Origin of the sequence: Paenibacillus sp. ATY16, assembly GCF_003399985.2 — a bacterium.
Lineage (GTDB): Bacteria > Bacillota > Bacilli > Paenibacillales > Paenibacillaceae > Pristimantibacillus > Pristimantibacillus glycanilyticus.
This window is the reverse complement of sequence record NZ_NMOK02000014.1, coordinates 180,530-196,195: the sequence shown is the minus strand read 5'-3', so window position 1 is coordinate 196,195 and position 15,666 is coordinate 180,530. Positions and strand designations below refer to the sequence as shown.

Here is a 15,666-nt window from a genome sequence, read left to right as displayed (position 1 = left end):
ACCTCCTAGCCGTTTGATGCAGCCCATGCATCCAGCTGCTTTTGCTTTTCCGCGATAATTTTATCGATACCCGCTGCTTTTAACTGATCAATAAATTTCGGCAGCTGGGTCTCCGGATCAACCGTACCCGTTTCAAGGGCGACCTTGTATTGATTCGTTACGTTGGTTACGGCTGCAATTTCCGATTTCACGGCATCCGCGTTAAAGATAAAGCCCATCGCTTTTGATTTCGTAGCATTCTTATTGAATGCCATTAAATCGTTCCACAGATCCGGGCTGTCTCCATTCCAGATGTAGGAAAGCGACTGATTGCCGAACATCCAGCCCAACTGAAGGTTATAGCCGGAGTTGGTCGCATCGACGCCTTGAGGGAAATCGATTACGTTCTCCGATACTTTCGTGTAATGCTTGCCTTCAATCCCGTAGTCAAACAGATTAATGAGGTCTTTGTCCGTATACATCAGATTAAGCAGCATCATAGCCCGCGAAGGATCCGCGGAGTTTCTCGCTACGCTCCACATAATGGAGGTAATATCGCTCGTTGTTGAGATCGCCGGTTTGAAATGTACCGATATCATCTCTCTAGCCGTATTTCTGGACTCCTGCGTTTCAATACCCGGCTTCATATGGGAAATGAACGAGAACGCTTTACCCGCTTTCACCATGTTGTATTGCGTTTCCGTGCTTGTCGCGGCATCCTTCGCAATGTAGCCGGCCAAATACCATCTTCTTACCGTATTCAGCATTTCTTTATATTCCGGCGCTTCGTACATGTCAACAAGCTTCAAGTTATTGTCATGACCGGGAAGGACGCCAAACCCGTCGCTTAAGGTGTCAAACGCGCTTCGCACGTAAATGTCGATGATCGAATTGCCATACTTCACTGTCGGAACGATGTCCGGCTCATTGTCCTTAATCGTTTTGAAGATCGCATCCAAATCGTCAAGCGATTTGATCGAGGTTGTATCGATGTTATATTTGTCTACCAGATCCTTGCGCATCGTAATGCCGAAGTCCGCCGCCAAATCCCTGATGCTCGGAACGGCGTATATTTTGCCGTCGATCTTCGTTGCGTTCAGAAACCCGGGATCCAGGTTGTCCAGCGCTTGCTTAATGCCATTGCCTTCATTCTCCAAGTAATCGTTAAGCTCCAGGAATTGGCCCTTCGCGACATCCTGGCTGTAAGTTCCGAGGCCGCTCAGAATCAAGTCGACTTGCTCCTTGCCCGACATCATTAACGTTCTTTGCTGCGTCCAGGCTCCCCAGCCGATCGGTACAAGCTTAACCGTCGCGTTGATTTTCTCTTTCGTAATCTTGTTGATCTCGTCGGAGACAAGCTGCAAATCCTTCGGTTCTCCGGCAGCCGGAAAGACCATCACCAGCTTCACCGGCTTCAGCGCTTCCTTTCCGCCTCCATTGGAACTGCTTGCTTCCTTGCCTGAACCGCTGTTTGTTGTGCCGCCATTTCCGCCGTTGTTACCTCCGCCGCTGCATGCGCTAAGCGCCGTAACGGACAACGTCAGCGCTAAAGCCAAACTTAAGGAACGCATCTTTTTCATCCCATTGACCTCCCGAAAATATTCATCTATAAGAGCACTTGCATGGACAACCCTTATCCTTTTACGGCTCCGACCGTCAGGCCTTTCGCAAAGTATTTCTGGAAGAACGGATAAGCAACAAGCAGAGGAATAACTCCGATCACCGCCATCGCCATCCGCATCGAGGCGAGCGGAATTCTGGCTGCAAGATCACTGGTCTGGCTGCCCGCTTGGGTTGAAGACTGCAAATATTGAATATCCAGCAGAATCCGGTTAAGCAGGTTCTGCAAGCTGTAATACTTGCTGTCCGTCAAATAAATGAGGCCGTTAAACCAATCGTTCCAGTACAGAATGACATAGAACAGGCCTACCGTAGCGAGCACCGGAGTCGACAGCGGAAGCACGATCCGGTAGAAGATTTTCCATTCCTTCGCCCCGTCGATATAGGCCGATTCGATAATCGCCGTCGGGATGGAGGTCGCAAAGAAGGTGCGCATCAGAATAATGAAAAATCCGTTCATCAGCAAGCCGGGGATAATGAGGGCAAGCAGCGTATTTTTAAAATCAAAGTAGTTCGTATACAGCAGGTAGCTGGGCACAAGCCCTCCGTTAAACAGCATCGTGAAAAAGACGTAGAACGCGAGCGAGTTCCGGAATGGCATCTCTATTCGCGAAAGCGGGTACGCCACCATGGCGGTAAGCGTCAACCCGGCTGCGGTGCCAATAACCGTCGTAAGGATCGTAATGCCGTATGCTCTAGCAATCTCGGAGGAAGTATTCCACAAATATTCATAGGCCGAAAAGCTGATTTTATCGGGGAAAAACGCATATCCGCTGCGGACAAGCTCCATATCGTCGGTCAAGGAGGAAGAGAACAGCAGCCAGATCGGCATCAGGCAGAACAGCGTAAAGACAAGCATGACAAGATTGAGGAGCCATTGATAAACTTTACCGGATGATTGCATGTAACGTTCCCCTTTCTAGAACAACGCGTTGTCCTTGTTGAATTTGCGCACGACCGCATTGGAAACGATAACGAGGATAAAACCAACCAGAGCCTGATAGAGACCGGCAGCCGAGGACATTCCGATATCCCCCAGATTAATCAAAGCGCGGTATACGTAAGTATCGATCGTATTGGTTACCGGCATTAGCGAGCCCGTATTCAGCGGTACTTGATAGAACAAGCCGAAGTCGGAGTAGAAAATCCGGCCGATAGCCAGCAGCGTCATGATCGTGATGACCGGCAATACAAGCGGAAAAGTAATTCGAACCACCTGCTGCCACCGGTTCGCTCCGTCGATCGTAGCCGCTTCGTAATATTCCTGGTCGATGCCGATGATTGCCGCCAAGTAGATGATGCACAAATTGCCGACGCCTTTCCATACGTTAACGATCGTCAGGATCCAAGGCCAATACTTCGTCTCGGAGTACCAGGAGATCGGCTCCATGCCAAGCATGGGAAGCAAGGTTTTATTCATAAAGCCGTTCTCCACATCCAGGAAGCCAAGCACCAAATAACCGACGATAACCATGGAGATCAGATACGGCAGCAGGATAAGCGTCTGATACGTTCTGGATAAAAAACGCTTGCGTATCTCGTTAAGCATAATGGCAAGGGCAAACGCAATCGTTGTATTCAGCACGATAAACACGATGTTGTAAAGCAGCGTATTCCTTGTAATGACGTAAGCATCTTTCGTCTTGAACAAATATTCGAAGTTTTTGAAACCGATCCAATCGCTTCCCATTATTCCTTTTGCAAAGTTGATGTCTTTGAAGGCGATCACGATGCCAAACATCGGCAAATAGTTGTTAATGAACAGATACAGCAGACCCGGCAGCGCCATCAGAATGAGAGCCCGGTATTTCATAATCCTCTTCAGCCTCACTGCAAAGGCCGAGCGCTTCTCCGTCCGCATCGAGACCTGCTCCACGGCAGCAATTCGGGTATTGGCATTCACGGACTTGACCACCTCGTTTTAGGATGATTGTTCTTCATAGCTTCATAGTAGCTTAAGGAATGAAACCGGGCTTCCAAGAATCCGTCATCCTGTTTTCGAGTTTCCGACATGAGGCAAGTCTACTTGCAGACCCTGATTGCCGGCTGCGTCTCCCTCCGATATTCCTGAGGCGTCATCGCCACTTCCTTCTTGAACAACGTGGAGAAATACGAGAAATTGTAGAAGCCAACCGCAAGGGCAACGTTGCTGACCGTTGTATCGGTTTTGGCCAGCAGCTCTTTGGCAAACTTGATCCGCTCGGTCAAAATATAATCGGATACCGATAAACCCGTCTCCTTCTTGAACAGCTTCACGATATAGTCCGGGCTTAGCCCGACATAATCGGCAATATATTGCCTCGACAGCTCCTGATCGAGATTGAGGGCAATATACCGCTTGATCTTCTCGATAATCGTCTCGCTCGCATCCACCTTATTGATATGATCAAGGGCTGCCTCAAGCATCCCTTTCACCCAGCTCTGCAGATCTCTTACGCTTCGGGTTGCGGCCAAAGCCCGCGCGGGCGTCAAATGATCCGAGAAGATATCATCCGCGCGTATTCCGTGCTGCTGCAGCGCATAAAGCATCATCTGCAGAAAGTTCTGATAGAAGCGCTGCAGCCCCTTCACCCCCAGGTTATCGATCCGCTTCCAGTCATCCAGATAACGCTGCGCCTCATCGATGACCTGCTTCATCTTCCCCTGCTTGATCAGCTCCGACCATACGGGGATGGGAGGCAAAGGAATCTGATGGCCTTCGCATTCGTCCTTCAATTGCCCGTTATAGAAGACTACCCGGTCCACGATATTAACCTGGCATTTCTTGAACGCCATCAATTGCTCGGCCATATTCCGCACTTCATGCATCGGAACGGGCTTGCCGAAATAACAGGACAAATGGCAGCCCAAATATTGATTGCAGCCTTTAATAAAATCGATGCAGCGGCCGTGAATTTCCTTCCGGAAGCGATCATGGTCCTCCGCCCTCTCATGCGGGAAAACAATCATGAAATACTCCGGGCTGATCCGGACGATTTGAGCATGGGGACAACGCAGCACGACAATCTCCTCCATGGCGTTGCGAAGCGCGTATTCCATCAGCTGCGCATCGCGGATGGATAAGGGCTTCTCCCAATGCGAGATCGGAATCAAGACGGGCAGAAATTGCATCGATCCGGTATAAGACAGCTTCTGCTTCCGGATGATCTCCATCATTTTATCCTTAGTTGAAGGGATAGCCTGAATCAGCACATCCTGCCAGAACCGCTCAGCCTCTCTGCCGGCCGCTTCCCGTTCATCCCTGATTTTGTTAATCAGCCTCGTCATGACGAGCATCAGCTCATCCGGAGGGACGGGCTTTAACAAATACTCAAAGCTGCCTAGCTGCAGCGCCTTCTTCGCATACTGGAAATCGGCATGACAGGTGATAAAGATACATTCCGTCTGCGGATGGTATTCCCTCACCCATTCATAAAGCTCCAGCCCGCTGCCCTGCGGCATCTCGATATCGCAGATCATCATGTCAAAGGGCTGCTCCATGAATTTCTCCTTGGCTTGCCTGGCATTATTCGCAATCGTTACGGAAGTAACCCTGACGCAATTCCAATCCATGCTCGCTTTAATGCCATTTGCAATGATCGCTTCGTCATCCACAATCAATAACCGGTACATAGCGCTTACCCCGTTTCCTTGTACAGTGGCAAAATCATATCGATAACGGCACCCCGATCGTTCGAGAACGTAATTTCCGCCTCCGAACGGTACAAAAGACGCAATCTGCGCCGGACATTCCAGATTCCGATATGCTCTCCGCCCTCATTCGTCAGATTCATTCCTTCGCTCAGCTTGCTTAAGACGTCCTCGGAAAAGCCGCAGCCCGTATCCCGGATCCGGATATGCAGCTTCCCTGACTCCGTCTCTTTTCCGATCGCGATCTCGATATGGGTCGGCTCATCCGTATTTACCGCATGCTTGATGGTGTTCTCGGCAAAGCTTTGGATAATCAAAGGCGGAATAACGCAATCCTGCAGCCCGTCCTCGGCAGTTACGGTGTACGACAAGCTGCCGGGAAACCGGAAGCCTTGAATTTTCAGGTAGTGCTCGGTCAGACTAAGCTCGTCCTGCAGCAGCGCATAATCGGTCTGGCTGCGGAACATGAACCGGAAGTAACGAATAAGCGACAGGGAAAGCTCCTGAATCAGGTCGTACTTCTTTTCCTGGGCCATATAGTAGACGACGTTCAGGCTGTTCAGGAAGAAATGCGGGTTGATTTGCAGCTGAAGCTGTTTAAGCTCCGCGCGCTGGCTGTTCAATTGCTCCTCGTAAACGTCGATCTTTAATTGCTGGAGCTCGCCGACCATGCTGTTGAAGGTTTTATTCATCAGCTCGAATTCATTGGAGGTTGGCCGGTCGGGTATTCTCGCCTCGAGGTAACCCTCCTTGATTTTGCGCATCGCGGTAACAATCCGGCGGATGGGCAGCAGGACTACCCTGCGAAGGAAGTAGATCGAAGCAAGCAAGATGAGAATGGAGCCGGTAGCCATAAGCAGAATAACCCTCTGCAAGTAAGGCAGCCGCTCCAGAATCGTATCGCTCCGAACTACTGCCGCCAGGCCAAAGTCCCCGATGCTTGAATTTTTCCCAATGACGAGATATTGCTGCTTGTTGCCGGTAAGACGGTATTCGTCCGACTGAAAGGCCAAGTCGAGCCCATGCTCGTTAATGAAGGCCTTGTCTTGCACGGCTTCATGGTCTCCATCCACAAGCAGCGCCCTTCCCTCGTCTCCCAGATCCAGAAGATCAAGAGGTCCCATAACCTCGGAAGCGTTCACTCCTGCCCCTATGTACAAGCCGCCGACCTTTTGAATGTGAAGAAGATAATCCTGCTGCTGCATGGGCAGTACTGCCCAACGATCGAAAGAAATCCTGGCGTTCTTCGAAGCTTGAGTATCATGCATGAATCCGATGATCGCCTTTTGGATCGGTTCGTTACCCGAATCGGCAGACCCCGCAACCTTCGGGGCGAACAGCAAATCATCGTTCATCGGCGAATAAACAAAAAAGTAATCAAGCCCTTTGTAGTAAATCGTGTTGTCTCGCAATTTGCTGAACAGCCAGATCCGCTCCAGATTGTACCCGTCCACATCCGATTTGGAGGGGCTCTCGAGAAGAATCAATCCCGATTCCTCGGCGGCGAATTTTAACAGGTATTGGTCGATATCGTTCAGCTTGTTGTCGATGATGCCCATATACAGATTGAGCATATTGCTGTTCGACTGCGCAACCTGATTGCGGACAACATCCATCGAATAGAAATTGTTATAAATCAAAAAGGAAACCATCGGAGCGATAATAAGGAAGATTCCGGCTATAAGCTTAATGTGCAGCGAATTAAACACAGTCCGGTTGAATGGTTTCAAGCGGCATCCATCCCCTTGCGCCTTTGGAGTATAAGCATGAACATGTCTGGCAAAAAACAAAGGAACCTTCCCGTGTAATGGAAGGTTCCAGGAACGGGAGGTTGATTAGAGCTCTACAACTTTTCCTGTTTCAGCCGATTTATAGATCGCTTCTAAGATTTGCGTCACCACGTAAGCCTGTTCGGGCTTCACGAGCGGTTCCGTGTCATTCAAAATACATTCCAGCCATTGTCTTGCTTCTTTTACGCCATCCTCTTCGGCTCCGGGCCCGAAATAGGCAATGCCTCCGCTGACGGACGGCTTTGTCTCCACCAGCTGCCCATGCTTCACGCTGTTAAAGATAACATCCGACTTGCCCATGACGGAGCTAGCTCTCATCTCCGCTCCGCCCTCCGTGCCGCAAAGCGTTGTCATCGCTTCTCTCGAATCGGTTGTATTTAACGCCCAAGCCGACTCCAGGAAGATGGTAGCGCCGTTCTCCATCTTAATAAATCCGAAAGCGGAATCCTCTACCTTATAGCTTTCCGGGTCCCAAGGGCCAAGCATATTGCCTTCGAATTTATCGGCCATCTTATGGAATACGGAGCCGGATACGGATACGGGCTTATAGTTGTCCATGAACCATAACGCCAAATCCAGCGCATGGGTACCCAAGTCGATCAATGGCCCGCCGCCCTGCTGCTCCTTGTCGAGAAATACGCCCCAAGTCGGAACCCCGCGTCTGCGGACGGCATGCGCTTTGGCCACATAGATATCGCCTAACTCGCCTTCGCGGCAAGCCTTATAAAGCGCCTGGGAATCGTTGCGGAACCGGTTCTGGTAGCCAATCGTCAGCTTCTTGCCCGTTCGATTCGCGGCATCGACCATTTTCTTCGCTTCGATGGAGTTAATCGCCATCGGCTTCTCGCACATGACATGTTTGCCGGCTTCAAGAGCATCCACGCTAATATAGGAGTGCTGCAGGTTAGGCGTGAGCACATGCACAACATCGATGGAGCTATCCTTCAGCAGCTCCTTGTAATCGGTATAAACTTTGGCATTCTCCCCGCCGAAATCCTTGGCGGCTTTCAAAGCGCGTTCCTCCACGATATCGCAGAACGCGACCATTTCTCCCAAATGCGGCAGCTTGGCCAGCGACGGCATATGTTTTTGGACGGCGATACCGCCGCAGCCGATAATGCCGATTTTTAATTTTTGGTTTGTCATATTGTCCCTCCTCCTATATGTACTTTCTGATCATCTCTAAATCTTGACGGATGCTGGCGAACTTATCGGCGGACTCTCCTTCGTTCTCTACCAAGGCATAACGTACATGTCCCATCGAGCGAATCTGTTCGTAAACGCCCGCGAAATCGAACCGGCCGGTGCCAAGATCAACAAAATCCTGAGGACCCACATATTTCTGATAAGCCTCGAACGGACTTTGCATATTGTCGCCTTCCCGCTCCGCAGCCTCCAATATATTAAGCTGGCCTTTAAGCTCGTGAGCCAAATCCTTCTGGTGAATGATATCGCAGCGCTCTCCCAGCTTCTGGAGGACGGCAACGGGATCAAGCCCCGCACGCATCACCCACGCCAGATCGACCTCGAATTTCAGATAAGCGGGATCCGTATTTTCCAGCAGGACATCAAACAGCGTTTCGTTACCGATGGATTTGAATTCATGAGCATGGTTGTGCAGATAGAACCGGAAGCCGTTATCCTTCATCTTTTTGCCGATCTGGTTCATTTGCTCCGCGGCTCTAAGCGTGTCCTCCCGATTGGAAATCCAGACGGAAGGCAGCACGATCCGTTCGCAGCCGATTCCGCCGTAATAACTCATCAGGCCATCCCAATCATTCGCCAGCAAATCTGCCCCCGGTTGCGCGCCTTCGTGAACCGCTATGGCATTAAGGCCAAGCTCCCGGCATTTGTCCCGCAGCGATTCCATCGGAATCTCGTCGATATAACGCGTGAAGGACTTCATGTTGAAGCCGATCAGCTCGATATTCTCATACCCTGCTTCCGCAACCTTTTGCAAAGTGCCAAAGTAATCCTCGCCAAGCTCCCTGTACACCGAAAAAATATTAATGCCCGCTTTCATCGTCATTTCCTGGCCAGCCTCCTAAAAAGAATTGTGAAGCAATTCTTACTTCGTAAGCATCAACTCTATCGTGATCGGTGATTTATCGTTCATCTGTATCATAACGAACTGGAGCCTCACTCTCTTTCGCGTAACCGACATCATCCTTTCGAATTTCCGCACATTACGATTATTAGAGCTGATTCAGCTGTGCCAGGAGTCCATCCAGCATCTCGTCCGTAAAGGCGCCCTGACTGAAAGAGACCATCGCCCGCAGCGGCATATATTTCATCATCTCGGCAAACATCTCGCCCATGCCTTCGCCCATCGCGTCTTTCATCGAATCGCTGTCCATCGAAGCGCCCATGCCGGACTGGAAGCTCTGAATAAGCCCTTGTACAACCGGCGCCCGGTCCGGGTCGTTCATCAGATCGGCAAGCAGCGTGCTGCGGTCGACTTTTGTTTTCACTTTAACGGTTGATTCGATGTTCAGAGTGTCGCTCAGCACAATATCCTCGGAGGAACGCCCAATCAGAATTTCATATTGGCCGGACTCCACATGCCAGTCTTTTAATTGCGTGTTGTAATAAGCGAAGGAGCGTTTGTCCAGCGTCATCGTTACCGTTGTTGTCTCGCCCGGCTGCAGGTCGACCTTGACGAACCCTTTCAGCTCTTTCGCTGGGCGCATGACGGTGCTCTCCACATCCCGCACGTACAGCTGCACGATTTCTTTGCCCGCCCGGTCGCCGGTATTCCGCACGGTTACCTGTACCTCCAAGGTATCCGTGTCCATCATTTCCTTGCGGCTCAGCAAGAGGCCGGAATAAGCAAACGACGTATAGCTAAGCCCATGTCCAAAAGGAAACAGCGGCTTTACCTGCTTCGTGTCGTAATAGCGGTACCCGACAAAGATCCCCTCGCGGTATTCGACGCGGTTGCCTTCGCCAGGAAAGAACAGGAACGAAGGGTTGTCGCTGAGCTTCACCGGGAACGTCTCGGCCAGCTTGCCGCTTGGATTTACGATGCCGAATAATACATCCGCAATCGCGCCGCCAACGGCTTGACCACCCAGATAGGCTTCAAGCACCGATCCCGCCTTGCCAATCCAAGGCATCTCGACCGGGGAACCGCCCAGCAGAACAACCACCACGTTGCTTTGCACGGCGGCAACCGCCTCAATTAGCGCATTCTGATTGGCGGGCATCCGCAGGTGCTTGCGGTCATAACCCTCGGATTCATAACGGTCCGGCAATCCCGCAAAAATGATGGCGGCATCCGCAGCTTTCGCAGCTTCAACGGCCTGTTCCAACAAGCTCTCGTCGGTGTCGTCTCTATCCGCATGATAGCCTTGCGCGTACGCAACGGAAGCGGCATCACCCGCAAGCTTTTGAATTTCATCTAACGGCACGTCAATCCGGGTCGGTTTAATATGGGAGCTGCCGCCGCCCTGGTATCTTGGCTTTTGCGCGAATGCGCCAATAACGGCCAATTTACGGTTTTGCTGCAGCGGGAGCAGATTTTGTTCGTTTTTCAGCAGCACCATCGTTTCCCCGGCAACCTTCCGGGCAAGGGCATGATGCTCCGCACGGTCGTAATCGGCCTCCGGTTTCCTGTTATCCACGCTCTTGAAAATAATGTTCAGAATCCGTTCAACCGCGCGGTCGAGCACCTCTTCGGACAACTGACCGTTCCGTACAGCCGCAACGATTTTCCGGTCGTTAACGCCGCCGCTTGACGGCATCTCCAGCTCTTGACCGGCAGCGAGGCCGTCCACGCGGTTATTGTTCGCGCCCCAGTCCGTCACGACAAGGCCCTCATGGCCCCATTCATCCTTCAAAATATCGGTAAGCAGGTAAGGATTCTCGGAAGCGTACGTGCCGTTCACCTTGTTATAAGCGCTCATAACCGTCCAAGGCTGGGCCTTGCGTACCGCGCCTTCGAAGCTGGCCAAATAAATTTCGCGCAGCGTGCGCTCATCGACTACCGCATCGACGCCCATCCGGCGGTGCTCCTGATTGTTCACGGCGAAATGCTTGAGCGAAGTGCCAACGCCCTGGCTTTGCACACCGTTTATATGGCTGGCCGCAATCTCCGAGGATAGATAAGGGTCCTCCGAAAAATATTCGAAGTTGCGTCCGCATAGCGGCGACCGTTTAATATTAGCTCCCGGTCCAAGCAAGACGGCGACATCTTCGGCCTGACACTCTTCGCCTAGCGCCATGCCAACGCTTGCGATCAGCTCGCGGTCCCAGGAGCTTGCCATCCCGGCCGCGGAAGGGAAGCAGGTGGCAGGCACGCTTTCGAAAATGCCGAGATGATCCGTCCCACCCTGCTGCTTGCGCAGTCCGTGCGGTCCGTCCGTCACCATGATGCTTGGAATGCCTAATCGCTCCACCCCTTTAAGCCTCCAAAAATCGAGGCCCGAGCACATCCCTGCTTTTTCTTCCAGTGTCATTTCGGCGATCAGTGCCTGAATATCGCGCTCCATCTGAAATCCCCCTTTAGGACATCTTCACCATTCTCGCCTTCATTTTCGCATGAATGCGCTTACTTTTATGGTATAATAGTCAGAAAAATTGTACCGTTCCGAGGTGGGTATAACGTGGAGCATGCCATTTATTCACGCGATCTTTCTCAATTATGCAAGCTCATTCAGGAAAGCTGCCGCCTTCCGGTTTTTTACGCCCAGAACAATCGGATTTCCATCGATGCAGCTGCCGCCGCAGCCATTCCGCTAAGTCCTCTCTTTCCCGATCTGGAGGGGCTGGCTCAATCGCTTCTCGCGCCGGAGACGGATTTCCCCTCGATTCGCACGACCAACTTTTGGGAGCAGTTCATCATTATCCCCGTCAAGCGTGAAAGCATGAACAAGGCTTTTATTATAGTCGGCCCGTCCATTGAAGAGCTTCCGGCAGAAGAGCATAGGGCCAAGCAGCTGAACGATTATCAAATTCCTTTCCGGGAAAAGCCTAACTGGGCCGATTATTGGGAATGCTTGCCGAAAGTCAATCGGATGCGCCTGCTTCATATCTGCGTGCTGACCAACCTGCTTGTTAATCAAGAGTCACTGGAGATCACCGACGTGCTTCAATATTGCTTCAAATACGCGCAGCCTCAGGCTTTCAAAAGAGATGTCGAACGGACCCTCTCCGCCCATCGGGAGTCGCTCTCTTTTCACCAAAGCATGATGGAGGAAAAAAAGTTTTTTAATCTGATCCGGGTAGGAGATCCGGCGGGGCTGATGATCAAACTAGCGGAGTTTTCCTATGACGGGGCCGGCGTGTTATCCAAACGCAGTCCTATCCGCAGTCTCAAAAACCTGGCGATTTGCGGTATCGCGCTTGGGATGCGGGCAGCGATTGAAGGGGGCCTATACGAGGAGCAGGCTTACATGCTGAGCGATTTGTACATTCAGCGAATTGAGGAGCTTCACGACATCCAGACGGTGAAGGCCGCCATGGAAGGCGCGCTGCTGGATTTTGCGGAGAGGGTCGAGCAATGCCGTATCCATGTTTTGTCCAAACCGGTCAAGGCATGCCGGGAATACATCTACACCCATCTTTACGAAGAAATCACGGTAGACAAGCTGGCGGCCGTATCGGGGCTGAACAGCGGTTACTTAATGCATTTGTTCAAAAAAGAAACCGGCCAAACCATCGCTTGCTATATTCAAAAAGAGAGAATCGAGGAAGCCAAAAAGCTACTCCAAATGACCGGGGACAACATCTCGTCTATTGGATCCCGCTTGGGCTTTTACGATCAGGCGCATTTCATCAAGGTGTTCAAAAAACACGCGGGAACGACGCCGAGGCATTATCGGGCTACTATATAGAAAAGAGGCGTCCCCTCAGCCATTGGCTTTGGGACGCCTCTTTCCTTAGTTATATTTTATTCCCACTCGATCGTTGCAGGTGGCTTCGACGTTACGTCGTAAACGATACGGTTAACGTTGTCCACTTCGTTAACGATACGAACGGAGATTTTCTCGAGAACATCCCAAGGGATACGAGCCCAGTCCGCTGTCATGCCGTCGATGGACGTTACGGCGCGGATGCCGACCGTGTACGAATACGTACGAGCGTCACCCATAACGCCGACGGACTTCATTCCGGGCAGAGCCGTGAAGTACTGCCAGATCTCGCGGTCAAGACCGGCTTTTGCGATTTCGTCACGCAGAATCGCATCGGATTCGCGAACGATGTGCAGCTTGTCTTCCGTCACCTCGCCAAGAACACGGATCGCAAGACCAGGACCCGGGAACGGCTGACGGTGAACGATTTCGTCCGGAAGACCGCATTCCGCGCCTACTTTACGAACCTCGTCCTTGAACAATGTTTTCAGCGGCTCAACGAGCTGGAATTTCATATCTTCAGGCAGCCCGCCAACGTTGTGATGCGACTTGATCGTCTGCGCCGTAGCCGTACCGCTCTCGACGATATCGGTGTACAGCGTGCCTTGCGCGAGGAAATCGAACTCGCCAAGCTTAGCCGACTCTTCGTCGAACACGTAGATGAACTCGTTACCGATAATTTTACGCTTTTGCTCAGGGTCGGTAACGCCTTTCAGCTTGCCAAGGAAGCGCTCGCTTGCGTCGATCTTCACGACTTTCATATCGAACTTGCCGACGAACGTCTCCATTACGCTCTCAGCCTCGTCCTTACGAAGCATGCCGTGATCGATGAACATGCATGTCAATTGATCGCCGATCGCTTTGTGAATCAGCATCGCAACAACCGAGGAATCTACGCCGCCGGACAGACCGCACAGCACTTTTTTATCGCCAACTTGGTTACGGATATCACGAATGGTATCTTCAATAAACGATTCCATCGTCCAGTTGCCTTCGCAGCCGCAGATGTTGTAAAGGAAGTTGCGAATCATTTCGTTGCCGTACACGGAGTGGCGAACCTCCGGATGGAATTGTACCGCAAAGAATTTACGGTCAGGATGGCTCATAGCAGCGATTGGAGCATGCTCGGTGCTTGCGTCGACGCGGAAGCCCGCAGGCGGCTCGACTACAAGATCGCTATGGCTCATCCATACCGTTTGACGCGCGTCCAGGCCTTTTGCCAGGTGGCTGCCTTCCGCAAAGTCCACTTCCGCTTTACCGTACTCGCGTTTGCCGGCACGCTCTACTTTGCCTTCGAGCTGATGCGACATCAGCTGCATGCCGTAGCAGATGCCAAAGATTGGCACGCCGAGATCGTAAATAGCCGGATCTACCAACGGGGAATTTTCTTCGTATACGCTTGCCGGTCCTCCCGAGAATACGATGCCTTTCGGCTGCAGTTCGCGGATCCGTTCTACCGACGTGTTAAATGGCAGCAGTTCGCTGTATACGCCCAAGTCGCGGATGCGGCGCGCGATCAGCTGATTGTACTGTCCCCCAAAGTCGAGTACAATGATAATTTCATTCTTGTTCATTACCGAGCCTCCCTCAATTAATGTAGTAATTATATCTATAGCCCTTTGGACGAGTCAAGGTAGGAGAGCGTGGCAAATCCCGATTTATGTCGACTTTTCGGTGGCATTATCGCAAATGAATGAGATCTGGTACGGTTACGAGCTCCATATCCTTTTCCTTCAGCTTGGAAATGACCCGTCCTAACGCCTCCACGGTCCCTGTCAGATCCTCGCCTTCGCCACCCGCGGAATGCTGCAAAACGATACTTCCGTTTTTGGTCGCATCCATAATATTGGCATACACTTCGTCAGCGTTTAACCCTTTCCAGTCCAGAGAATCCACGTTCCAGTTAATGATTTTTTTCTCCATGCTGGCCAGCCAGTTGATCTGCCCCTCCGTGACTCCGCCGTACGGCGGTCTTACGAGAGACGGAAGATGGCCGATGTAGGTTTTGATGAGACGGTCGGTTTTCTCGATTTCTTCTCTGAATTGTTCATCGGACAGCTTCAAATAGTTGGGATGGCTATACGAATGATTGCCAATCGCATGTCCTTCGCTTACCATCCGCTGAAAAATATCCGGGTTCGCTTCAATCCGGTTGCCCACGACAAAAAAAGTCGCTTTGACGCCGGCCTTTTTCAGCTCGTCCAGCACGAGCGGCGTAAAAGTCTCATCCGGACCGTCGTCAAAGGTCAGCGCCACGCGCTTCTCCTTGGAGTCGCCCCGCAGCAAAAACGTGCTTCTATACTTTTCTCGGAGCTCAGCCAACGTCAGCGGCTCTTCCTTGCGGACGGCATCCTCCGGACCGCCTACCAGCTCGGGCGTATCGTCTTCATTTTGTATTTGAATCGGCATTTCTTCCTCGGAATACGCATTAGGCTCAGGCTGCGCGTTCCTGCCCTGCTCCGTCTCTCGATGACTGGCGCAGCCCGCTAACGCAGAAACAAGCAGGATGCTGATTACGAAAGCCGCGAATAATCGATGCATTGGAAAATCCCCCTTCTGTACGCAATCTCGCTGTAGTTTTCCATTTTTATTAGCATGGCAACTGTCGGGGAGAGTATGCATATTAGTGGGAAATGTGAGATTCAAGGTCCCTGAGGGACCTTAAACGCCCGAGCAGCTGCTTCTTTTTTAGTGTTAAGGTCCCTAAAGGGCCTTAACCTCTTTAAACTTACTCATTGAGTTGCCCAATTTGCGCTTTAAGCAAAAAAGCCCGTCCCCCGGTTACAATCGGGGGA

General features: G+C 51.5%; 11 protein-coding genes. 1 reads left to right on the top strand and 10 read right to left on the bottom strand.

The genetic code is table 11. The annotated features are described in order from the left end of the window. Positions 1-5: 5 nt before the first annotated feature. The 8 genes from CFI03_RS07835 to CFI03_RS07800 form a co-directional block, all read right to left on the bottom strand. Entirely contained in the window at positions 6-1,559 is a 1,554-nt protein-coding gene (locus CFI03_RS07835; RefSeq protein WP_116394121.1) for an ABC transporter substrate-binding protein, read from the bottom strand. Between the two features lie 53 nt (positions 1,560-1,612). Then, positions 1,613-2,503, bottom strand: coding sequence for a carbohydrate ABC transporter permease (locus CFI03_RS07830; protein WP_116394120.1), 891 nt, complete (start codon positions 2,501-2,503; stop codon positions 1,613-1,615). 15 nt (positions 2,504-2,518) lie between these two features. Continuing rightward, positions 2,519-3,460: an ABC transporter permease gene (locus tag CFI03_RS07825; RefSeq protein ID WP_116394232.1), complete on the bottom strand. Its 942-nt coding sequence runs from the start codon at positions 3,458-3,460 to the stop codon at positions 2,519-2,521. A 161-nt stretch (positions 3,461-3,621) separates the two neighbouring features. Next, complete coding sequence (locus CFI03_RS07820) at positions 3,622-5,211, bottom strand: response regulator transcription factor (RefSeq protein WP_116394119.1); 1,590 nt, start codon at positions 5,209-5,211, stop codon at positions 3,622-3,624. A gap of 5 nt (positions 5,212-5,216) precedes the next feature. After that, positions 5,217-6,959 carry a sensor histidine kinase gene (locus tag CFI03_RS07815; RefSeq protein WP_116394118.1) on the bottom strand — a complete coding sequence of 581 codons (1,743 nt, stop codon included), beginning with the start codon at positions 6,957-6,959 and terminating at the stop codon, positions 5,217-5,219. A 105-nt stretch (positions 6,960-7,064) separates the two neighbouring features. Beyond that, positions 7,065-8,165 (bottom strand): Gfo/Idh/MocA family protein, encoded by a 1,101-nt coding sequence (locus tag CFI03_RS07810; RefSeq protein WP_116394117.1) that lies wholly within the window; start codon positions 8,163-8,165, stop codon positions 7,065-7,067. 13 nt (positions 8,166-8,178) lie between these two features. Continuing rightward, a complete protein-coding gene (locus CFI03_RS07805) occupies positions 8,179-9,048 on the bottom strand; it encodes a sugar phosphate isomerase/epimerase family protein (RefSeq protein WP_116394116.1) in 870 nt (289 codons plus the stop codon). A gap of 166 nt (positions 9,049-9,214) precedes the next feature. Continuing rightward, positions 9,215-11,509 (bottom strand): beta-glucosidase, encoded by a 2,295-nt coding sequence (locus CFI03_RS07800; RefSeq protein ID WP_116394115.1) that lies wholly within the window; start codon positions 11,507-11,509, stop codon positions 9,215-9,217. Positions 11,510-11,623: 114 nt separating this feature from the next. On the opposite strand from CFI03_RS07800, the gene CFI03_RS31290 reads away from it, so the two are divergent. After that, positions 11,624-12,853, top strand: coding sequence for a helix-turn-helix domain-containing protein (locus tag CFI03_RS31290; RefSeq protein ID WP_116394114.1), 1,230 nt, complete (start codon positions 11,624-11,626; stop codon positions 12,851-12,853). Between the two features lie 56 nt (positions 12,854-12,909). On the opposite strand, the gene guaA is transcribed toward CFI03_RS31290, so the two are convergent. Next, positions 12,910-14,445, bottom strand: a complete 1,536-nt coding sequence (guaA, locus tag CFI03_RS07790) for a glutamine-hydrolyzing GMP synthase (RefSeq protein ID WP_116394113.1) — start codon at positions 14,443-14,445, stop codon at positions 12,910-12,912. A 106-nt stretch (positions 14,446-14,551) separates the two neighbouring features. Next, entirely contained in the window at positions 14,552-15,412 is an 861-nt protein-coding gene (locus CFI03_RS07785; protein ID WP_116394112.1) for a polysaccharide deacetylase family protein, read from the bottom strand. Positions 15,413-15,666 lie beyond the last annotated feature (254 nt).